Origin of the sequence: Ensifer sp. ENS06 (genome assembly GCF_014852205.1) — a bacterium.
GTDB classification, from domain to species: Bacteria; Pseudomonadota; Alphaproteobacteria; order Rhizobiales; family Rhizobiaceae; genus Ensifer; species Ensifer adhaerens.
The window spans coordinates 614,761-637,028 of the sequence record NZ_JACVBC010000003.1 but is presented as its reverse complement, the minus strand read 5'-3'; the positions used below and the strand labels follow the sequence as shown (position 1 = coordinate 637,028).

Here is a 22,268-nt window from a genome sequence, read left to right as displayed (position 1 = left end):
CACTATGCGGGGCCGACCGATCAAGCTTTCCGCCGCACGACGCCTCGTCGGCGATCTGATGCGATTTTCCATCGGCGTGCCGCGGGTCACGGTGCAGCGGCAGATGGATATCCGCGCGTTGCACAAAGCCCGTGCAAGCCGATCCGACCGGCCATCGTGGATGGTGTTGTTTCTCAAGGGTTACGGGTTACTCTCGATGGAGACACCCGAGTTTCGCCGGGCTTATGTCAAGCTTCCGAGACCGCAACTCTATGAGTATCCCGGAAGCATCGCGTCCGTGGCGCACGAGCGCGAGCACGAAGGCGAACGGGTCGTCCTTCTCAGCACGATCAAGCAACCCGAGAGGCGGTCCCTTGCCGAATTGAGCGCCCTGCTCCAGGAGGCCCGGTCCCGCCCCGTGCTCGAGATCAGGGAATTCCGGCGGGCGTTGAAGATTGCACGCCTGCCCGCGCCGTTGCGGCGGCTGCTGATGTGGCTCAGCCTGAACATGGGGCGCCAGCGCGGCCACCGCTTCGGCACCTTCCAATTGTCGGTCTATTCCGGCCTGGGTGCGGAGTCGCTCAATCCGCTGACGCCTTTGACGACCATCTTCAACTATGGGCCGATCGGTGACGACGGATCGGTCACGGTCAGGATCCACTATGACCACCGTGTCATGGACGGCGCCAATGTCGCGCGAGCCCTGGCTCGTTTCGAGGAAATATTGAACGGCGAAATCGCCGACGAGGTGGCAGAGCTTTCCGAACTCGACCAGCCGCCAATCGCTACGCCGGAGCCATCGGCATGACATCGCAGCAGTCACCACGACCCGCCATTGTCGTTGTCGGAGCGTCCCGGGGCATAGGCAGGGCAATTGCAGAGCTTGCCGCACGAGACGGCGCGCCGGTCGTTCTGGTCGCGCGATCCATCGAAAGCTTGCACGTCGTGCAAGCCGCGATCGAACAGGCGGGCGGCGAGGCATTCTCCCAGCCGGTCGATCTTGCCGCGCCCGATGCCACGCGCATTCTCGACGAATTTCTTTCGCGCGAAGGCCTCGTCTGCGACGTTCTTGTCAACAGTGCCGGCTATGGCCTGCGGGGCGCGGCGACCGCTTTGCCGATTGCCGACCAGATTGGTATGATCGACGTCAATGTGCGTGCGCTTGCGGCCCTGACTTTGCACCTGTTGCCGGGCATGGTCGCGCGCGGCCGCGGCGGCGTCATCAATCTAGCCTCGGTCGCGAGTTTTACGCCCGGCCCGTACATGGCAATGTATTATGCGAGCAAAGCCTTCGTTCGTTCGTTCTCCGAGGCGCTATACCAGGAGACGCGAAGGACGGGCGTAACCGTGACCTGCGTTGCGCCGGGACCGGTATCGACCGAGTTCCTCGAAAAATCCGGCGCCAACAGGGCTGCCTTGTTCAAAGCGCTCCCGAAAGCCACTCCGGAATACGTGGCAAGAAGTGCCTGGCACGGCTTCAAGGCCCGGCGGCGGCTGGTCATTCCCGGCATTTCCGCCAGGCTGGCAATCCTGATGGCGGGCCTCCTTCCCTCCGCAACGCTCTTGCCGCTTGTTGGTCGTCTGCAACTGCGCGGCAACGACCCCTGCCCCTGCGGATCTGGCAAGCAACTGAAGCACTGCTGCCGCGCAGGCCACGCCAAAGGCGGAACGGCCCCGGCGTGATCCGGCTCCGCAGCCTGCTTCTCGTCACGTCCTTCGCCAAAGGGCGCAGGGAACGGACTTCGATCGATGGCCACGATCAGTGGGCTGCGGCGCCAGCGGAGAGGAAATTTGCCTCCCACTCACTTTCCGGAATTTCGTCACCAACCTGAAACTCAAATGCGGCGACGCTTTTGATATCCGGCGCCACGGCGCAGCCAAACTTGATATTGAACCAGCGACCCTTGCTGCGAAAGGCGGCGCCATCCGCACGGAGGTTCCGCCCAGCCAAAACGATATCCGACGTGGCGTAGGCGACGAGCAGGTCGGGGGTAAAGTCAACGCGCCAGCGATGAACCTGCTCCATCGCCTCGAGATTGCAGAGCTGGACAATCTGTTCATCGGCGGCGAGCTGTGACAGCCCTTCCAGCGCCTGTCTGCTGCGTGGATCAGCCAGTATCGCCGCCGAGAAGAACCGCTTCGCTTGCACCATCGGCTGGGCAGCTGGCGGCAGCGTGGCTGTTTCCGCGGCAGGCGCCGTCTCCGGGACGGAATGCGCGACGGGCGGCGCATCTTGCGGTCCGAGCACGGGCTGCACCACCTCAGGGCGTGGGAGCGGCAATTCCAGTATCTGAACGGCGATCCCCTCGTCCGGGCTCGGAACAGGTGGCCGCGGTGACGGGAGGAGGAAAAGCGCCAACACGACGAGCGCATGAAGGATGAGAGCAAGCGTCAGGCTTGGCCAGATCGGTGTCTCATTGCGACGATGCTTTACTGCTTGCACCGATCAGATCATCCCATGCGCGACATTAGGGCCGGAAGGGTCACGACCGCTCCTGGTGCAGGCGACACTACCAGCAACTTGAAGATAGAAAAGCCGCCGCCAACAACCTGTCAGCGACGGCTCGAAATCCTGGCCTGGGGCTGCGCCCGGTATCAATCCATGTCGTCGTTGTCGGGCGAGCTCATATGGTCGCGGTTGCCGTAGATGATCTCGCGCTTGCCGACGTGGTTCGCCGACCCGACGAGGCCTTCCTTTTCCATGCGCTCGACCAGCGAGGCCGCACGGTTGTAGCCGACGCCAAGGCGGCGCTGGATGTAGGAGGTCGAGCACTTCTTGTCGCGCAGGACCACCTTGACGGCCTGGTCGTAGAGTTCGTTGCCGTCTTCCGACGCAAGCGCGCTCTTGTCGAAGACCGGGGTCTCTTCCTGCGGCTCTTCTTCCTCTTCTTCCGCCGTGACGGTGTCGAGATATTCCGGGCGTCCCTGCGTCTTCAGATGTGCGACGACGTGTTCAACCTCAAGATCCGAAACGAACGGGCCATGGACACGGGCTATACGTCCGCCGCCCTGCATGTGCAGCATGTCGCCCTGGCCGAGCAGCTGCTCGGCCCCCTGCTCGCCAAGGATCGTGCGGCTGTCGATCTTCGACGTCACCTGGAACGAGATGCGGGTCGGGAAGTTCGCCTTGATCGTGCCGGTGATGACATCGACCGAAGGACGCTGCGTCGCCATGATCAGGTGGATACCGGCAGCACGCGCCATCTGCGCCAGCCGCTGGATCGCGCCTTCGATTTCCTTGCCGGCGACCATCATCAGGTCGGCCATCTCGTCGACGATGACGACGATGTAAGGCATCGGCGCCAGGTCCATTTCCTGCTGTTCGAACAGCGGCTCGCCGGTGCCCTTTTCGAAACCGGTCTGCACCGTGCACATCACCGGTTCGCCCTTTTCACGGGCAGCGGCGGCGCGCTGGTTGTAGCCGTCGATATTGCGCACACCGAGCCGCGACATCTTGCGGTAGCGGTCTTCCATCTCGCGAACGGCCCACTTCAGCGCCATGACCGCCTTCTTGGGGTCGGTAACGACGGGGGTGAGCAGATGCGGGATGCCGTCATAGACGGAGAGTTCGAGCATCTTCGGATCGACCATGATCAGGCGGCACTGATCCGGGCTCAACCGATAGAGCAGCGACAGGATCATGGTGTTGATCGCGACCGACTTGCCCGAGCCGGTGGTGCCGGCGACGAGCAGATGCGGCATCTTCGCAAGCTCTGCGATGACAGGCTCGCCGCCGATCGTCTTGCCCAGGCAAAGCGCCAGCTTGTAGCCGGTCTTGCGGAAATCGACAGATTCGATCAGCTCGCGGAAATAGACGGTCTCGCGGGTGGCATTCGGCAGTTCGATACCGATGACGTTGCGGCCGGGCACGACCGCGACGCGGGCCGAAAGCGCCGACATGGAGCGGGCGATATCGTCGGCAAGGTTGATGACGCGCGACGATTTCACACCGGGCGCCGGCTCGAATTCATAGAGCGTGACGACCGGGCCGGGGCGAACATGGATGATTTCACCCTTGACGCCGAAATCTTCGAGCACGCTTTCAAGCAGGCCGGCATTCTGTTCCAGCTGCTCCTGCGTCATGAAGAAGCCCTGACCGACGGGCGCTTCCTGCAGCAGTTCCTCGGATGGGAACTCGTAGCCGTCGGCGCTCGGCGCGCGGTCGGTCGAGCCGATCGCCGGCATGTTGCTGGGCGCGCGGGTGACCTGCGCCGGCATGGTGATGGCCGCCTTCGTGGCAACCGGCGCCGGCTGTTCGATTTCGACCGGTTCGGCGTCAATGATTTCAGCGGCGGCTACAGTCACCGGTTCTTCAGCCGCGGCAACGGGTGCCGGCGCAGCGTCGGCAACGGCCTCAGCGGCGGCGGGCGGTTGCTGGGCTGGCACATCCTCCGGCTTTGCGCCGCGGACATCGACAACACGGAACAGCGAAGTGATCGCCGTCGGCGGCATACGGCGGATTTCAACCGGGCGCACGGGCGCTGGCGGCGTGACCGCAATAGGCGCAACGGCGACGGGAGCGATGGCGGGCGTCATCGCAACCGGGGCTGGCGTCTCGACAAAGGGCTTCGGATGGGTGGCTTCCGTGCCGGCAACCTCAGCATCGTCGGCCGGGCCGAATTCGAAGAAGGCGAAATCCGACAGGAAGACAGAATGCGCAGCGCCCTGATCGACGGAAGCGTCGCCTGCCTGAGCGGGCGCGGGTTGGACTTCGGCGACCGGCGCGGAAACGGCGATCTGCGTCGTCAGAACGGGCGCAAGGGCTACGCCCTCGTCGGCCGGAGCTTCGACACGCGCGAGCATGGCCGGCTCGATCGTGTTTTGCGCGGCGGTCCAAGTGGGCAACTGGTTGGTCAGCATGCGCAACAGTTCGGACGGGCTGTAGGACGGCAGCGCGACCTCGGCCAACGGCGCCTCGTCAGCAGCAACGGCCGAAGCTTCCGTCTGTACCGGCTCGACCGTGGCCGTCGCGACGGGCTCAACGGTTTCCACCAAGACCGGAGCAGGCTCCGCCGCCACCGCGACGATCGCCTCTTCGACTTCGGTTGCCGTTTCGCCTTCTTCGACCTGCGGCGCGCGTCGCTTCATGAATTCGCGCTCGGGCGTGCGGGTGAAGCGCACGTTCGGCGCCAGGAAGAAATGGCTCTCCCAGGTGGAATCGCCGTAGTGGCCGGCAATCTCCGAAAGGGTCGGCAAGGGTTCGCTCATCGTCGACGTCACCTGTGCAGGAGCGTAGGCGGAACCCTGTCCATAGAGGCGGGTCGCACGGCTCGTGGTTTCAGCCTGCTGGTTCGCCGGCCGGCGAGGCGCCGCCGGCGCCTCGTACAACTGATAGGGGTCGGCGGGTTCCGCCTCATGGGTGGGCATACCGCTCAACGCATCATCCTGCGGACCATCGAAATAATCCGCCTGGTTTGCATCATGCAAAGCAGCCTGTGAGAAGTTTGTCCTGGGAATACGCATGGGTCCTGGAAGAGCTAGAGACATCGCCGCGGGGCCTTCTAAGCGATAGGAAATGAAGGTTAACAAGTCCCTTCCAACGCCCCGTTTCGAACCGGGATCCGTGGTCGATTGCTGCCTTTCTGTGGGCTCCATGCAACGGCAATGCCCGACGCCCCAAGGCCGCCGCGACATCCCGTCGCCGGCCTCACACGGCCGAAAATATTTCTTGGATGGGGGCGACAGCGGCGATCGCACGGGGATGCTCGCGGCGGCCTACCATCGGCTCCGCCGGGAAAACGAATCGGGCCTGCGTGAGAGCGTCACGCAGGCCCGATTGGAACTTTCAGAAGGGCAGACTTCGTTCAGCCTTCGCGGCCCGCCGCGAACACCGCATGCTGCTTGGCAAGCAGTTCGACGACCTCGTCGATGAAGGCTGGATCGACATCGACTGAGAACTCGATGCGGGCATTCTTGCCGTCGCGCTTCAGCTTGGCAAAGGCGCGTCCGCCGGCGTCGACCAGCGTCTCCGGCTTGGCCGCTGCGTCCGGCTTCGGTTTGCGCGACAGGCGCGCGAAGACGATCTGGAACCGCTGGTCGCTTTCGGCTTCGAGGAAGCGGCGCGAGCGGCACTCCTCCTGCGCCAGTTCGACGGTCACCATGTCCTCAAGCAGCGCGCCGAAGGCCATCCAGCGTTCGCGGCCGACCTTCGGTGCCGGGCCGATCGCGCGGGCAATCGCCGGCGGCACGCCTTCGGCCACCTGCAGGAGGCGCGACAGCTCGCTCTTCTGCACGGCGAGCGCCTCGCCGATCACCTTCCGGTGGAAGCCGCGGTCGGCGAGCGCCGACGCAAACATGGCACGCTCGATGAAGGACAGGTTGCGCCGCTCGGCGTTTTCCTTGCCCTGCGCCAGCACCAGCTCGTCGTCAGTCAGCGGCCGGACGATGGCCTTGACCTTGGTGCCGAGGCTGCGCACGGCATTGAGACGACGATGGCCGTAGGCGGTCTGGTAGCGGCCTTGCTTCTGCGGGTGCGGGCGCACGAGGATCGGCGACTGCTGGCCGCTGTCGCGGATACTGTCGGCGAGCGCCAGGAATTCCGGATCGTCGGTCTCGCCGTCGGTCAGGCGGTCGCCGACGAAAGACGCATCGATCAGCTCCGGATCAAGCTCGACGACGCGCTCGCCCTGATGCAGGGCCTCGCGCAGCGCGCGGGCCTCTTCCGCCTCGCGGGTGATACTCCCAAGCGAAAGCCCCATGGCCTTGATCGCGCCGGAGGCGGCCCGCGGCACGTCGGCCTGGGCGGCGGGGACCACGACTGGCTTTGCCGGCTGCACGCTTGGTGCGGCGGGCGCCTTGTCATCCGCTTCCGCGGCAGGCGCCGCCGGGGCGACATTGCCGGAAAAGAGTGCGCGCAGTTCGTTCTTGCGGTTGCCAGCCATGTCGGTCAGCGCCCCCAGGCCGCGTGAATGAGCGTTTCGATCTCGCCGTTGACGGCGTTCAGCGATTCGATCGCGCGGTCATAGGTGGCGCGGGTAAAATTCTCGCGTCCGACCTCGTAGAGCGTCTGCTTCGTCAGGCCGGCATCGGAAACCGCGGTGGACTTCACCATGGCCGAGGTCAACACCCGGTCGCCGAAGAGCGAACGCATGAAGCCGACAATCTGGGCCTGCGGCCCGTCGTTCGGCTCGAAGCGGGTGACGAGGTAGCGCAGGAAGTCGAAGTTGAGTTCGCCACCGGCCTCGCGCACGACGCTCAGGAGGTCCGACGTCATGTAGAGAAACTGGTTCATCGAGGCGACGTCGAGCATCTGCGGATGCACGGTGACGACGACGGACGTCGAGGCGCAGAGCGCTGACAGCGTCAGATAGCCGAGCTGCGGCGGGCAGTCGATGATGACGACGTCATAGTCGTCGGCGACGCTCGCAAGGGCGGCCTGCACGCGGGCGAAGAACAGCGGGCCAGCGTCCGTGCCATTGTGACGGGCGCTCAGTGCCTGCGGCGTCGTGTGCTCGAACTCCTGCAGTTCGAGATTTCCCGGCACGAGATCGAGACCGTCGAAATAGGTCTTGCGGATGATGTCCTTCAACGGCCGCGCCTCGGCGTCGTAGCGGATCGCGCCATAGAGCGTGTCGTTGCCGGTTAGGTCGAGTTCCGGCTGGTAACCGAAGAGTGCGGACAGCGAGGCCTGCGGGTCGAGGTCGACGGCGAGCACGCGGTGGCCGGTCAACGCCAGATATTGCGCGATATGCACCGACGATGTGGTCTTGCCGGAGCCGCCCTTGAAGTTGGTGACCGAGATCACCTGCAGGTGTTCGCCTGCTTCCGCATCGCGCCACTTGAGATAGCTGCGCGCCTTGGCGGCGTTGCCCTTGGCAAGCGCCTGTTCGGCCAAGTGCCGGCGAAGCGCATTGATGTCGGAGAGTGAATAGGAGCGGCGGCCGCCAAGCCCGGTATCGGGCTGCGGGCCTTCACCGGCAAGCGAGAGCTGGCGCAGATAGCCGTCAGAAACGCCGATCAGCTTGGCCGCCTCGCCCGAGGTGAAGCTGCGCAATGTCTTCATCGCCGTCGGCGCGAACAGGCGCTCGCGCATCGCCTTCAACTGTTCGGAAAGCGCGCGGGCATCGGCCGCGATCGCTTCGTCGGCCGGACGGCGTGCCTGGGAGTGACCCGCGTCCTGTCTTGCCTGGGTTGCCGTCATATTCATTCTGCCATACTCCTTGCGCGTGTCAGCGGCCCAACGGCGCCACATCACGCTAACAGAGATTCAATTCAAATACGGCCAATCGGCACTTATTCGGAAAACTCCGTAACAGAGATGCCGGAGCCTGCGATTCGCGTCAAGAGTCTGGCGCCATTCAAAGGCGCGTGCACTCGCCGGGCAGACGTTCCGGACGCCGACAAAACGAAACGCCCGCGGGGTGGCGCGGGCGTTTGCAGGCATCGAAAAAATGATTTCAGAGTTTCGGACCGATATGATCCGGGATCGGGCATTGGTAGGGCTTGCCCTCGGTCTTTTCACGCCACTCGGCCTTTGCCCGTGCCAAAAGATCGGCATCGAGGATCAGGTCGAGGCCGGTCGTGGCCAGTGATTTTGCCGCGTGGGCGAAAGCCTTGTGGGCGGCCGGGCTCTTGCCCTGCGCCACCACCTGCCAGGTGTGCGGCGCCGTGCCGATCGCCCAGGCGGGCGCCCAGCATTGCGCGGTCGGCGTGATCCAGCTGACGTCGCCGACATCGGTCGAGCCGGCGCGGAAATGCGACTGGCCCTCGAAATCGCGAAGGCCGAGATGCAGACCGGTCGAACCGTCCATGCGGCTGTTCGCAAAAACATCGCCCTTGATTTGGTAAAGCCGGATGCTGCTCGAGATTGCTTCCTGCGTCAGCGTCTTCTGGATGTCCTTGGCAAAGGCGATATCGGCCTCGTCGAAGGGAACCGGCCCGAGCGCCACCATGTTGTCGTGGATCGCCGTTTCCAGCGCGATGTTGGGCAGCAGGTTGGTCGCCGCCCGGTCAAAGACGATCTCGACCTCGGTTTCGGTCATCATCGCCGCCCCCTTGGCGATCTTGTCGATGCGGGCAGCGAGCGCTAAGGCCTCCGGCATCTGCGGCGCCCGCACGAGATAGAGCGCCTCGGCGCGGGCCTGGACGACGTTTGCCGCCTTGCCGCCGGCATCGGTGATCGCATAGTGCACGCGGCAATCCTGCGGCATATGCTCCCTCAGGAAGTTGACGCCGACATTCATCAGTTCCAGCGCGTCGAGCGCGCTGCGGCCGAGATGGGCACCGTTCGATGCGTGCGCGGCGACGCCCTTGAAGCGGTAATAGATTTCAAGAACGGCGAGATTGTTGGTCGAGCGTACGCCGTTGAAGGGTGCCGGGTGCCAGGTCAGCGCCGTATCGACATCAGCGAAGATGCCGGCGCGTGCCATGAAGGTCTTGCCGGAACCGCCCTCCTCGCCGGGGCAGCCGTAATAGCGCACCGTACCCGGCAAGTCGTTTTCCTTGAGGTAGCGGGCAAGCGCGACGGCAGCGAGCAGCGAACCCGTGCCGAGCAGATTGTGACCGCAACCATGGCCCGTACCGCCCTCAGTGAGCGCTTTCGCCTCGGCGACGCCGGCCACCTGGCTCAGACCCGCAAGCGCGTCGAACTCACCAAGAAAGGCGATCACCGGCAGGCCCTGCCCGCTCTCGCCGACGAAGGCGGTATCGATGTCCGCCAGTCCGCGCGACACGCGAAACCCATGCTTCTCCAGCATGGCGATCTGCGTCGCTACCGACTTTTCCTCATGAAAACTCAGTTCCGCATGGTCCCAGATCGCGTCGCTCATTTCGGCGAATTCGGGCTTCAGCGCTTCGATCGTGTCGACAAGGGCGGTCCGGGCGGCTGGATTTGGCATCAATCATCCTTTTGCGACGGCGCGGGGCGCGGTCGCATCAGCAGTTTTGTCTAAGGAGGTGCGGAGGGCGACAAACGGCCGCCATCCGCTGGAGAGAAAGGACTACGCCCGCATCAGTCGTCGAGCGTCACTTCCCAGAGGCGGGTGTTGGACTGCCAGACCGGCTGGCCGTGCAGCTTCTTGGTGGCGCCCCAGATGTCGACCATGTCGTACATGAAGATGCCGGGGACCTCGTCGAGCATCAGCTGGTGGAACTCGTCGAAGATCGCCTGGCGCTTGGCCTGGTCGGCCTCGACATAGGCTGCCTTCATCAGTTCAACCGCCTTCGGGTTGTCCCACATCAGCGAGGCGTTCTTGTCCTTGTTGCCGACATAGAAGCTGTACATCAGCGCCGGATCGAGACGCGGCGACACCGACTGCGAGATCACCTGATAGTTGCCGGAGCGGCGGCGATCGACCTGGGTCGCATAGTCGAGCACTTCGATCTGCACGTTGAGGCCCACCTGCTGCATCATCGCCTGGGCGACGACGGCAGCGGGGAAGCTCGGCACGTTGCCGCGCTTGTTGGCGATGATGGTGATCGGCTCGCCGTTGTAGCCGGCATCAGCCAGGTTCTTCTTCGCTTTTTCGAGATCCATCGGGATCTTCTTCTTCTGGACGTCGGAGTAGAAGATCGAGTCGGCCGAGACCATCGATGCGTTGGCTTCGCCGGTGCCGTTGGAAACAGCGGCGACGAGCTGGTCGAGGTCGAGCGCTTCGGCCATCGCGCGGCGAACCGCAACGTTGCTCAGGATCTTGTCGCGGGTCTGGAAGTAAAGCAGGTTCTTGCCGTTGTTGCGCTTGACGATGAGTTGCATCGTGTCGCTGTCCTTGAACTCGGCAATGAGATCGGCCGAGACTTCGGCGGTGTCGAGCGCGCCCGAAAGCAGGCCGGTCTTCACGGTCGAGGCGTCCGGGATCACCATGAACTTGATGCCGTCGACGAGCGGCCGCTTCGAGCCGACCATGCCATCGGGCTTGCCGTCATTGGCGGGTGAGACGTAGTCGGCGTTCTTTTCGAGCCGGACATATTCGCCCTTCTTCCATTCCGCCCACTTGAACGGGCCGGTGCCGATGGGCGCAGTGTAAGCGCCGTCTGCGCCGACGGAATCTTGGGAGACGATGCCGGTGTAGCCGCATTCCGGCCGGGCCATCAGGCCGAGAAAGACGGCCGAAGGCTTCTCGATACTCATGGTGACGGTGGAGGCGTCGGCTGCGGCGACGCTCGTCACCTTGATCGACTTGCTGCCGTCGAAGTCGCCGGCGCAGGTCCACTTGGTCTCCGGCTTCATGTAGCGGTTCCAGTTCCAGACCACGTCTTCCGCGGTCAGCGCCTTACCGTTGTGGAACTTCACGTCGTCTCGCAGCTTGAACGTATAGGTCAGGCCATCGGGCGAAACCTCGAAGCTTTTCGCGAGCAGCGGCTTCACTTCGCCGTTCTCGGCGTAGCCGACCAGACCTTCGACGATGTGGAAGATCACCGAGTCGGTGTTGCCGTCGCGGTTGACGCCGGGCTCGTTGCTGCGGATGTCCGAGCTCTGGGCGACCGTCAGGTCACGCGCATGGCCGAACGCGATCGCGCTCATCAGCATGGTTCCGGCAAGAAGTATGGTTTTCATGGTTCCTCTCTCTTTTCTGATTGTTGGTGTTGTCGGTTCAAAAGGCGCGCCAGCAGGCCTGTGACAGCTTGCCGATGGTTTCGAGCGCGATGGTGTAGCCGGGCGTGCCGTCGGGCATCAGCGCGGGTACGCCGTCGGTGAAGGCGGCGATCGCATAGAGCGGCTTGCCGTCGCGATAGACGACGCCGGCATCCATGCGGCCGCGTTTGCCGCGACCACCCTTGCAGGCGGCGACCGTATCGAAGGGCAGCCGCGAGCGGATGCCATAGCGCAAAACCTGGTTCTTCAGCGTCTGCACAGCGAAGGCGGCGAGCTCGACCGTGATGCCAAGCCTGGCGGCAGCAGCGGCATCGTGCTCGGCGGCGAGGATCAGTTCCAGCAGCATCACCTGGTCGGCAGCCGTCGTCGTCGTGACGTCGGCCAGCGAATGATCGGGTTTGAGCGCCAGCGGCGGAATGAGGAAGCGATGGTGCGTGCCCACCATGCCGAGCGCCTTGCAATAGCCGTCGACCTCTTCAAGCGTCAGCCGCTCGAACACCATCTTGGTGCAGACATTGTCGCTCAGAACCATCATGCCGACGATCGCGTCGCGCAGCGAAATGACGATTCCAGGCGTCAGGTAGCGGAACATGCCGCTCGCCACTTCCTGGGCGAGCCGTGCTTCGTAGGTGATGCGCTCGTCAAGATGAAGCCGGCCTTCTGCCACCGCCTTCAGCGCCGCCATCATGATCGAGGTTTTGCGGGTGCTGGCAGATGGTGTTTCCTCACCCTCGCCACGGCCGATGGTTTCACCGGTCTGGAGATTGCGCACGAGGAAGCGGGTGACGAAGGGCTCCGCGTCGGCGATCGCGTGGAGTTCGGCCGCGATCGCACCGGTCTTGATTTCCGTGCTCATCTCAGGCCTCCAGCCGCCATTTGAGGGTGACGCCACCGGTCTGGTTGAGATCGAGCGCCGGGATCGCCGAAAGCAGCTTGCGGGTATAGGCATCCTTCGGCGCATCGAAGATCCGGTCGCGGTCGCCTTCTTCGATGATGCGCCCGTCCTGCATGACGATGACGCGGTCGGCGACCTGCTCGACGACGCCGAGGTCGTGGCTGATGAACAGGCACGAGAAGCCGTAGCGCTTCTGCAGGTTCGAGAAGAGTTCCAGCACCTGCGCGCGAACGGTTACGTCGAGCGCCGACACCGGCTCGTCGGCGATCAGGAATTTTGGCCGCCGTGCGATGGCGCGGGCGATAGCCACACGCTGGCGCTGGCCGCCCGAGAGCTCATGCGGATAGCGATTGGCGAAATCGGCGCTGAGCCCGACTTCCTCAAGCGTTTCGAGCGCACGGCGACGCTTGGCCGGCGTATCGAGGTCCGGCACCAGCCGCAGCGCTTCCTCGACGAGCGCCTGAATGGTCATGCGCGGATCGAGCGACGAATAGGGATCCTGGAAGACCATCTGGCAGTTCAGCCTATAATCGCGCCAGTCGGCGCTGCGCTCGCGGCCCTGGAACAGGATGTCGCCTTCGGCCTGCTGGACGAGGCCTGCGATGGTGCGGCCGAGCGTCGTCTTGCCAGAGCCGGAACCGCCGACCAGTGCCACGACCTCGCCGACATGGATATCGACGCTGACGCCGTGCAGCGCGCGCTTCGGCTCGTGCCTGCGGAAGAGACCCTTGCGGCCGGGATACTCGACGACAATATTGCGCGCCGAAACCATCGGCGTGCGGGTCATGTCGAGCTCACGCGCAGCACCACGGAACGGCAGCGACGAAAGCAGCTTGCGGGTATAGGGATGCTGCGGTGCTTGCAGGATCTCCTCGGTCAGCCCCTGCTCGACGACGACGCCCTTTTCCATCACCACGAAACGGTTGGTGTAGCGGGCGACCATCGGCAGGTCGTGGCTGATGAGCAGCACTGCAGTGCCCTCGGCCTGGGTCAACTCGACCATCAGCTCCATGACGTCGCGCTGGACGACGGCATCGAGCGCGGTCGTCGGCTCGTCTGCGATCAGCAAGGCTGGCTTCAACAGCATCACCGAGGCGAGCATGATGCGCTGGCGCATGCCGCCGGAGAACTCGTGCGGATAGGCGGTCAACGCCCGCTCCGGCTCGCGTATGCCGACGCGACCAAGCATCGAGAGGATCACCGTGCGGCGCTCCTCGACCGACATCTTTGTGTGCAGGATCAGCCCTTCCTCGAGCTGCCGGCCGATGGTCATCGACGGGTTGAGCGAGGTCATCGGCTCCTGGAAGACGACGCCGACCTCCCCGCCGCGAAGCTGGCGGAGATCCCGGTCCTTCATGCCGAGCACATCCTTACCCCGGTAGAGGATCGTGCCGCCGATACGGCGGACGGCCGGCGGAATGAGCCCGATGATCGCGCGTGTCGCCAGTGTCTTGCCGGAGCCGCTTTCGCCGACGATGCCGACGATTTCGCCGGGCGCGACGTCAAAGCTGACGTTCTTCACTACCTGGTTGCCGGAGTGAGTGACGGCAAGCGAAAGGCGCTGGACACTGAGAAGAGGATTGCCGGTCATTTCAGGCCTCGCATGCGGGGGTCGAGACGGTCGCGTAGCGCGTCGCCCAGAAGGTTGATGCCGAGCAAAGTGAGAGCGATGCAGAGACCAGGGAAGAAACCGAGCCAGACGGCCTGTTCTATGAAGGGGCGGCCGGCGGCGAGCATGTTTCCCCAGGTGGGTGCCGGTGGCGGCACGCCGAGACCGAGGAAGGAAAGCGCGCTTTCCGAGAGGATCGCCCAGCCGAACATCGAGGTGGCAAGCACCGTGATCGGCGCGACGCAGTTCGGCAGGATATGGCGCAGCATCGTATATATCTCGCCATTGCCCATCACCCGCGACGCCTCGATGAACTCGCGTTCGCGCAGCGACAGCACCGCTCCGCGCACCACGCGGGCCATTGACGGCGTATAGGCGATGCCGAGCGCGAAGATGATGCCGTACTGGTTGGCGCCGAAGACGGCGAGCAGGCCGAGCGCCAGCAGGATGCCGGGGAAGGCCAGGAGCGCGTTGTTGATCGCCATGATCACGCCATCGACCCAGCCGCGCGCATAGCCGCTGACGATGCCGATGAAGGTGCCGAAGACGACGGCGAAGGTGACGGTCAGGAAGCCGATCCAGACGCTGGCACGGGCGCCGACCATCAGGCGGCTGGCGACATCGCGGCCGAACTCGTCGGTGCCGAGCCAGTGCGCTGCACCGGGTGCGGCAAGCCGCGCGGTGAAGCCGAGCGCCATCGGATCATAAGGCGTCCAGAAAAGGCCGATGAGGGCGGTGATGACCAGCAGGCCGATCAGGCCGCCGCCGATGGCGCCGTTGAAAGTGAGCTTTCTCATTCTGCCACCACCCGCGGATCGAAGAGAGGATAGAGGAGGTCGACCACCAGATTGACGACGACATAGGAGAAGGCGACGAGCAGCAGGCAGCCCTGGATCACCGGATAGTCGCGCTGGAAGATCGCATCGACCATTAGACGGCCAAGACCCGGAATGGTGAACACCGTCTCGATGACGGCGATGCCGCCGAGCAGGTTGCCGAGGATCAGGCCAATCATCGTCCAGGTCGGGCCGAAGGCGTTCTTGAAGGCGTGGCGCCAGAGAACGGCACTTTCCGAAAGCCCCTTGGCACGGGCATGGGTGATGTAATCGAGCCGCAGCACTTCGAGCGTAGAGGCGCGGGCCATGCGGATGATCACGCCCATCTCGTGGATGACAAGCGTCATGACCGGCAGCACCAGATAGAGAAGGCCGGCCTTCCAGTTCTCCGAGATCGGCACGTAGCCAAGCACCGGCAGCCAGCCGAGCTTCAGGCCGAAGGCGAGCAGCAAGAGAAGACCGAGCCAGAAGGTTGGGATCGACAGAAGCACGGTCGCCGAACCGACAAGCGCCAGGTCGGTCAGGCTGTTCTGCCGCCAGGCGGCGATGACGCCGGCCGGAACCGCGATCAGGCTCGCGAGAAGCACGGCGATGACGACGATTTCGGCGCTGACGAAGAAGCGGCTGACGACCAGATGCAGCACCGGCTCGCCGGTGACGATCGAGGTGCCGAAATCGCCGGAGAGGATGTTGCCGGCCCAGATGACGAATTGCTCCGGGATGCTGCGGTCGAGACCGAGCTCCGCGCGCAACGCGGCAATCTGCTGCGGTTCGGCCATATCGCCGAGCATCAGCGCTGCCGGATCACCGGGAATGAGGCGGATAAGCGTGAAGACGGCAACCGAGACGATCACGATCGTCGGTATCGCCATCACGAGACGATTGAGAATGAATTTGATCATGGGTTCCCCGTACTGAGGCAGGCCGCACGCGTTACCGCGATTCTCCTGCCCGTCGGCTCTCTTGTTGCAGGGACTATGATCGATTGGAAAAAATCGTGCAATATTATGAGTAAATGTCATACCTCTATGAAAAGGGCATGCAACTTCATCGCGACCGGGTGGGCGCTGCCCGGCTGCTCGCTGGCGAGGAAGCCGGCGCGATCGCGCCGGCTTCCTCAGGTCAGATGAAGAAAATCGGCCAGTTCGCGGGCGGCAGCGCCTCCTGCCCGGTTCGCACCGATGGTGGAAGCCGACGGCCCGTAGCCGACGAGATGGATGCGCGGGTCTTTTGCCACCTGAGTCGCCAGCCGACCGGTCATCAGGATACCGCCGTCAGCATTGCGCAGTTGCAGCGGCGCCAGGTGATCGAGCGCGCTTCTGAAGCCGGTGCTCCAGAGGATGACGTCGACGGCCAGTTCGCGCCCGTCGGACCAGCGCACGCCGTTTTCGGTCATTTCGGCAAACATCGGCTGGCGCTCAAGCGCGCCGCGTGCACGTGCGGCCATGATCGCAGGTGTCACCGGAATGCCCGTCACCGAGACGACCGAGCCCGGCGGCAGGCCGCGGCGAACCCGGTCCTCGACCATGGCTACGGCGGCGCGTCCAACCTCTGGCGTAAACGGTTCGTCGCGGAAGGCCGGCTCCTCCCGCGTTACCCACGTGGTCGATGTCACCTGCGATAATTCATCGAGCAGCTGGATGGCGGAGATGCCGCCGCCGACGACCAGCACATGCTGCCCCGCGAATTGCGCTGCCGACTGATAATCCTTCGTGTGCAGCTGGTGCCCCTTGAAGCGCTCCGCTCCCGGATAGGGCGGGATATAGGGGGCCTCCCAGGTGCCGGTCGCGTTGATGATGCCGCGGGCAGCATAAGCCCCGTCGTCCGTCTCGACCCTGAAGCGCTCGCCCCGGTCACACACGACCTTGACGGCCACCGGCCGGCGGACCGGCAGACCGAATGCCTTCTCATAGGCGCCGTAATACTGCGGCACGGCGACGGCCGCGTGAACCTCGCCCTTGCTGGTATCGACCGCTTCGGAAAATCTCATGCCGGGAAGATCGTGAATACCGTTGACCGTATTCAAGGTCAGCGACGGCCAGCGAAACTGCCAGGCCCCGCCCGGCTGCGGCGACCGGTCGATGACGACATATTGCCTGTGAGGCGCCAGCCCGAGCCGGCCCAGGTGATAGGCCGAAGACAATCCCGCCTGCCCGGCGCCGATGACGACGATGTCGATCTTGCGGGCCACGCGCGCATGCGTTTCGACATCGACAGGCTGAGCCGCATCCGTCATGGTGCGGCCCGAAGCAAAAGCCTGTCAGTCCTTGCCAGATCATCCACGGCGGCGGCCCTATGCAATTGCCGCTGCGAAGATCGCCGCAAGTTTTTCGATGCCGATCTGGTCGTCGCGGTCGAAGCGTGCAGGCTCCGGGCTGTCGAGATCGATGACGCCGATCACCCGGCCGTCACGCCGCACCGGAACCACGAGTTCCGAGCGCGAGGCCGCATCGCAGGCGATGTGCCCCGGAAAGGCATGGACGTCTTCCACAAGGATCGAGCGGTCTTCCTTGACGGCCGTTCCGCAGACCCCGCGGCCGACGGCGATGCGCACACAGGCAGGCTTGCCCTGGAACGGTCCCAGCACGAGTTCGTCGTCGGTTTCGAGGAAATAAAACCCCGCCCAATTGAGGCTCGGCATGGTCTGGAACATCAGCGCCGACGTATTGGCCGCGTTGGCGATCAGGTTCGGCTCGCCATGAAGCAGCGATTCGAGCTGCTGGGCCAACTCCGCATAGAAAGCGCGCTTGTCGCCTGTGTCGATGGTGGCTGCCTGAAACATGATCTTATCCGCTCTAATGTTCGTATCGGCCGGCAATGTAGTGTCGCGCCCGTCCCATTGCCAATGGCCGCAACCTTGAGGCCATTGTCTCACGGCTGCTGCGAAGCGGCGACCTGCCTTTTGAGGCAGTCAATCATGGCTTGGGCTGCAAGCGACAGCGGTACGCCAGCCGCCGTCGCGACGCCGAAATCCTGGGTGAGGTGCGGCGAAAACGGACGGATCTCGATCGGTAGGTGCCGGTGCAGATTGGCAAAGAAGCTGCTGATGATCGCGACCCCAAGGCCGTAGGCCGCGTAGGCGCAGGCCGAGCTGTTGCTGTGGGTCTCGATCTTGACCTTTTGCGGCACGCCGGCCTTGCGGAAGATCTCGTCGAGCATGACCCGCGTCGGCCGGCGGCGGCCGATCAGGATCAAGGGCACGCCGCGCAGTTCCTTCGGCGTCACGGTTTCGTGCTGCGAAAGCGTGTGCCCCTTTTCCATGACGCAGACGCTGAGGCCGGTTGCGACCGGCTGCATTTCGAGGCCGGCACTCAGCTGCCCCTCATAACGCAGGAAGCCGAAATCGATGATGCGCTGCTCGACGAGGCGGGCGATCGCAACGGTCGTGTCGAAGAAGGTTTCGACGCGCACGCCGGGAAAATCCTTGGCATAGTCGGCGAGCATCGCCGGGGCGAAGGTCTCGGACATGCTGTTCGGCAGGCCGATGCGCACGACCTCTGGGCCGACTGCGCCGCTGCGCAGGTCCTGCGCCAGATTGGTGAACCGGTCGATGCCGAGCAAGATATGCTCCGCATCCTCGGCGAGCTTCATCGCCTCGGGCGTCGCAATCAGCCGGCCCTTGTCACGGGCAAAAAGCGTCAGCGACAGCTCTTCCTCGAGCTGCTGCAACAGCCGGCTGACGCCGGACTGGCTGAGCCCCATCGTCTTGGCGGCCGCAATCGTCGATCCGGTCGCCAACAGCGTGCGCAGCACTTCCAATTGTCGAAAATTCACGCCGCCCCCGGTCCGCTCGAACATCCGCTTGCTCTCCCCTCGTGTTTACGGGAAGGCGATGCTTCAAGGAAGGGGTCGGCAAGGTGCGGGGAAATCCGTGACGGATACCCGCCGGGAACGAGGAGCGCGCACGCGCGCTCCTCTGAGGTCACCGGTCTCACGCGCTGGCGTGGACCGGATGGTTGAAGCGGTCGGCGAAGATCTCGATCGAGCCGCGACCGAAGCTGCGCAGCTGCCGCCGCGTCAGCACCGACATGACACGCGCGGCCGTCGAGACGGTCATGGCGTCGAGCGGCCCTTCACCGCTCCACGGCTTGTTCAGTCGGTCGGTTACGATGCCGATGAGGTTTGCCGGCATGATGTCGCTGCAAGGTTTCATCCAGTCGAAGACCTCGCTGATGGGAATGCGCTTGCCTTCGAACGCAACGATGGGCTCGGGCATGTTGGCGCCCCAGTCATCATAGGCCTCCAGAGCATCACGAAACAGGTTCTGCAGCGTGATGGAGGCGTGCCCTTCATGGAGAGCAGGCAGGAAATTCGTCATTTGTGTCTCCTTCAGTGGTTAAGGCCGGGAAACGCGAATGGCCAATTCTGTCAGCATATGTTTGTGTTCGTGCCGGGTGGCCGATACTCTGGGGCCACACGACGGGTCAAACTGCAGGCGATGAGGCAAATGCACAAATCGGGCGATGGTTCCCTGAGCCGCAGTCAATTTTGGCGGGAAATCGGTGAGCATACACGCCGCCGACCGTCACCAGGGTCCTCTTCCCTGGCCTTCCCCCGAATCGATCTTACCCATCCCGACCCGAAGGTAAACACCAAGTCGCCATCAAGGCCGAAACGAAATACTCAAATCGATAATTTCTATAGAATATACTATCTTACCCGATCAGGCCAGATAATTCACTGATATGCACCTCAATCGACAGGGAGCAGTCACATGGGAACGATCTCGCGGCTTTCCGAGAAAACTAGAGCCCCGGCGCACCGGATCGAAAGCGAAGAGGAAGCGCTGTCGATCGCGCGTGAGCTGGCGGCGGAATTTGCAGGGAGTGCCAACGAGCGGGACACGGATCGCATTCTGCCCTTCGACGAGCTCGATGCGCTCGCCCAATCCGGCCTGCTGGCGATCACCGTGCCGCCGGAGTATGACGGCATAGACGTCTCCAATGCCGTTCTTGCCGAAGTCACCGCCATCCTTTCGGAAGCGGATTCCTCGATCGGCCAGATCCCGCAGAACCATTTCTACATTCTCGAGGCGCTGCGCACCGATGGCACCGAGGAGCAAAAGGCCTTTTTCTTCGGCCGGGCGCTTGCCGGCGACCGTTTCGGCAACGCCCTTTCGGAGCGTGGCACGAAAACCGTCGGCGACTATGAGACCCGGCTTTCCTCCGACGGCCCCGGCTTCCGTCTGAACGGGCGCAAATATTATTCGACCGGCGTGCTGTTTGCCGAATGGATCGTCATCTTCGCCCTTGATCCGAACGACAAGCTGACCATGGCCTTCGTGCCGCGCGGCGCGGAGGGCTTGCAGATCATCGACGACTGGGACGGCTTCGGCCAGCGCACGACCGGCAGCGGCACGACCGTGCTGCAGAACGTCTATGTGGCCGCCGATGCGGTGGTGCGCCATCACCGCGGCTTCGAAAGGCCGACGACGATCGGTAGCGTCGGCCAGATCATCCATGCCGGCATCGATCTCGGCATTGCCCGGGCAGCCTTTGCCGAAACCCTCGACTTTGTCCGCAATCATGCGCGCCCCTGGATGGACAGTGGCGCCGAACGGGCGGCCGACGATCCGTTGACGATCGCCCGCATCGGCCAGCTTGCCATCCGCCTGGAGGCGGCAACGGCCACGGTGGAGCGTGCCGGCAAAAAGGTCGACGTCGCCCAGATCAACGGTACCGAGGAAAGCGTGATCGAAGCGACGCTTGCCGTTGCCGCGGCAAAGGTCCTGACGACCGAAATCGCCTTGGAAGCGAGCAACACGCTCTTCGAACTCGCCGGCACCGCATCGACGAAGATCGGCCTCAACCTCGACCGCCATTGGCGAAACGCCCGCACCCACACGCTGCACGACCCGGTGCGCTGGAAGCATCACGTTGTCGGCAACTACCACCTGAACGGCATCAAGCCGCCGAAGAACGGCGCACTCTGAGCCCATCGACCGCGCGCGATCGTCCCGAGGCGTGACCGGCGCTTTGGGCAACGCCCAACCTTGCCCGAAGGAGAGCCCCATGAGCCGCGAAATCCGGCTGAATGCCTTTGACATGAACTGCGTCGGCCACCAGTCGCCGGGGCTCTGGACCCATCCGCGCGACCAGTCCTGGCGCTACAAGGATCTCGATTACTGGGTGCATCTGGCAAAAACGCTCGAGCGCGGCAAGTTCGACGGCCTGTTCATCGCCGACGTGCTGGGCGTCTATGACGTGCTGAACGGCAATGCGGATGCAGCCCTTCGGCATTCGGCCCAGGTCCCGGTCAACGACCCGCTGCAACTGGTGCCGACCATGGCCTACGAGACCGAGCATCTCGGCTTCGGGCTGACGGCGTCGCTCTCCTTCGAGCATCCCTATACCTTCGCCCGCCGCATCTCGACGCTCGACCATCTGACCCGGGGGCGTGTCGGCTGGAACATCGTCACCTCCTACCTCAACAGCGGCGCGCTCAACATCGGCCAGGCGCAGCAGGCGCGCCACGACGACCGCTATGATCTCGCCGAGGAATATCTGGAGGTCTGCTACAAGCTCTGGGAAGGAAGCTGGGAGGACGGCGCCATCGTGCGCGATCGGGCAAGCGGTATCTTCACCCATCCGGAAAAGGTGCATCCGATCAACCATCACGGCCGCCACTTCACTGTTCCCGGCATTCACCTGAGCGAACCGTCGCCGCAGCGCACGCCCGTGCTCTACCAGGCCGGCTCTTCGAGCCGCGGCAAGGACTTTGCCGGGGCGCACGCCGAATGCATCTTCGTCGCCGCGCCATCCAAAACCGTATTGAAGCGCTATGTCGCCAATGTCCGCGAGGCAGCCGCGCGCGCCGGCCGCAACCCACGCGAAATCCTCGCCTTCAATCTGCAGACGGTGATCCTCGGCGAAACCGACGCGGAGGCGAAGAAGAAGTTCGACGAATACCGCAGCCACGTGTCCTACGAGGGTGCCCTGGCGCTGATCTCCGGCTGGACAGGCATCGATTTCGGCCAGTTCGCCCCGGACGAGCCGCTTCGCCACCGTTACACCAACGCGGTGCAATCGGCCGTCGAGACCTTTACGACCATCGACCCGGACCGGGTGTGGACCGTGCGCGAAATGGCCGACTGGGTGGGTATCGGCGGCTTCGGCCCCGTCTTCGTCGGCTCGCCCTCGACGGTCGCCGATCTCCTGCAGGAATGGGTCGAGGACACCGATGTCGACGGCTTCAACCTTGCCTATGCCATCACGCCCGGGACCTTCGAAGACGCCGTCGACCTGCTGGTGCCGGAACTGCAAAGACGCGGCGTCTACAAGACCGGCTACCGCGAAGGCACGCTCCGCGAAAAGCTCTTCGGCGCCGGTCCGAGACTTGCAGCGCCGCATCCGGGCGCCGGCTATCGCGACCTCGCCGGCCAGCGGCAGACGATCGCGGCCTCCGCTTAAGCGAAGA

The 22,268-nt window shown here is 64.0% G+C and carries 18 protein-coding genes; 4 read left to right on the top strand and 14 right to left on the bottom strand.

Going from position 1 to position 22,268, the window contains the following annotated elements; genetic code table 11:
* The first annotated feature begins 4 nt into the window (after positions 1-4).
* Positions 5-787, top strand: coding sequence for a hypothetical protein (locus IB279_RS16445; RefSeq protein WP_060601663.1), 783 nt, complete (start codon positions 5-7; stop codon positions 785-787).
* Entirely contained in the window at positions 784-1,662 is an 879-nt protein-coding gene (locus IB279_RS16440) for an SDR family NAD(P)-dependent oxidoreductase (RefSeq protein WP_060601665.1), read from the top strand. The genes IB279_RS16445 and IB279_RS16440 overlap by 4 nt, the downstream gene beginning before the upstream one ends.
* A 76-nt stretch (positions 1,663-1,738) precedes the next feature.
* Here the strand turns inward: IB279_RS16440 and IB279_RS37945 are convergent, their stop codons facing one another.
* The 14 genes from IB279_RS37945 to IB279_RS16370 form a co-directional block, all read right to left on the bottom strand.
* Positions 1,739-2,422 (bottom strand): DUF930 domain-containing protein, encoded by a 684-nt coding sequence (locus IB279_RS37945; protein WP_226020774.1) that lies wholly within the window; start codon positions 2,420-2,422, stop codon positions 1,739-1,741.
* Positions 2,423-2,574: 152 nt separating this feature from the next.
* Positions 2,575-5,442 carry a DNA translocase FtsK gene (locus IB279_RS16430; RefSeq protein WP_060601668.1) on the bottom strand — a complete coding sequence of 956 codons (2,868 nt, stop codon included), beginning with the start codon at positions 5,440-5,442 and terminating at the stop codon, positions 2,575-2,577.
* A 341-nt stretch (positions 5,443-5,783) separates the two neighbouring features.
* Entirely contained in the window at positions 5,784-6,860 is a 1,077-nt protein-coding gene (repB, locus tag IB279_RS16425) for a plasmid partitioning protein RepB (RefSeq protein WP_192339356.1), read from the bottom strand.
* 5 nt (positions 6,861-6,865) lie between these two features.
* Positions 6,866-8,125 (bottom strand): plasmid partitioning protein RepA, encoded by a 1,260-nt coding sequence (repA, locus tag IB279_RS16420; RefSeq protein WP_034805794.1) that lies wholly within the window; start codon positions 8,123-8,125, stop codon positions 6,866-6,868.
* Positions 8,126-8,375: 250 nt separating this feature from the next.
* Positions 8,376-9,815, bottom strand: a complete 1,440-nt coding sequence (locus IB279_RS16415; RefSeq protein ID WP_060601676.1) for a M20 family metallopeptidase — start codon at positions 9,813-9,815, stop codon at positions 8,376-8,378.
* Between the two features lie 113 nt (positions 9,816-9,928).
* The gene (locus IB279_RS16410) at positions 9,929-11,473 is read right to left on the bottom strand and encodes an ABC transporter substrate-binding protein (protein WP_192339355.1); all 1,545 of its coding nucleotides are present in this window, start codon (positions 11,471-11,473) and stop codon (positions 9,929-9,931) included.
* A 37-nt stretch (positions 11,474-11,510) separates the two neighbouring features.
* On the bottom strand, positions 11,511-12,368 hold the full coding sequence (locus IB279_RS16405) for a serine hydrolase (RefSeq protein ID WP_060530444.1): 858 nt from the start codon (positions 12,366-12,368) through the stop codon (positions 11,511-11,513).
* A gap of 1 nt (position 12,369) precedes the next feature.
* Complete coding sequence (locus IB279_RS16400) at positions 12,370-13,998, bottom strand: ABC transporter ATP-binding protein (RefSeq protein ID WP_192339354.1); 1,629 nt, start codon at positions 13,996-13,998, stop codon at positions 12,370-12,372.
* Positions 13,995-14,813, bottom strand: coding sequence for an ABC transporter permease (locus IB279_RS16395; protein WP_034805777.1), 819 nt, complete (start codon positions 14,811-14,813; stop codon positions 13,995-13,997). Before IB279_RS16395 ends, IB279_RS16400 begins: the two co-directional genes overlap by 4 nt.
* Positions 14,810-15,754 carry an ABC transporter permease gene (locus IB279_RS16390; protein WP_034805773.1) on the bottom strand — a complete coding sequence of 315 codons (945 nt, stop codon included), beginning with the start codon at positions 15,752-15,754 and terminating at the stop codon, positions 14,810-14,812. The genes IB279_RS16395 and IB279_RS16390 overlap by 4 nt, the downstream gene beginning before the upstream one ends.
* Positions 15,755-15,969: 215 nt before the next feature.
* Positions 15,970-17,088, bottom strand: coding sequence for an NAD(P)-binding domain-containing protein (locus IB279_RS16385; RefSeq protein WP_113187107.1), 1,119 nt, complete (start codon positions 17,086-17,088; stop codon positions 15,970-15,972).
* 57 nt (positions 17,089-17,145) lie between these two features.
* Positions 17,146-17,634, bottom strand: a complete 489-nt coding sequence (locus IB279_RS16380; RefSeq protein WP_034805770.1) for a GAF domain-containing protein — start codon at positions 17,632-17,634, stop codon at positions 17,146-17,148.
* Positions 17,635-17,723: 89 nt separating this feature from the next.
* On the bottom strand, positions 17,724-18,626 hold the full coding sequence (locus tag IB279_RS16375) for a LysR family transcriptional regulator (protein WP_034805970.1): 903 nt from the start codon (positions 18,624-18,626) through the stop codon (positions 17,724-17,726).
* A gap of 157 nt (positions 18,627-18,783) precedes the next feature.
* Entirely contained in the window at positions 18,784-19,170 is a 387-nt protein-coding gene (locus IB279_RS16370; RefSeq protein WP_034805768.1) for a hypothetical protein, read from the bottom strand.
* A 396-nt stretch (positions 19,171-19,566) separates the two neighbouring features.
* On the opposite strand from IB279_RS16370, the gene IB279_RS16365 reads away from it, so the two are divergent.
* On the top strand, positions 19,567-20,784 hold the full coding sequence (locus IB279_RS16365) for an SfnB family sulfur acquisition oxidoreductase (RefSeq protein ID WP_060522015.1): 1,218 nt from the start codon (positions 19,567-19,569) through the stop codon (positions 20,782-20,784).
* A gap of 79 nt (positions 20,785-20,863) precedes the next feature.
* The gene (locus IB279_RS16360; protein ID WP_113187108.1) at positions 20,864-22,261 is read left to right on the top strand and encodes an LLM class flavin-dependent oxidoreductase; all 1,398 of its coding nucleotides are present in this window, start codon (positions 20,864-20,866) and stop codon (positions 22,259-22,261) included.
* Positions 22,262-22,268 lie beyond the last annotated feature (7 nt).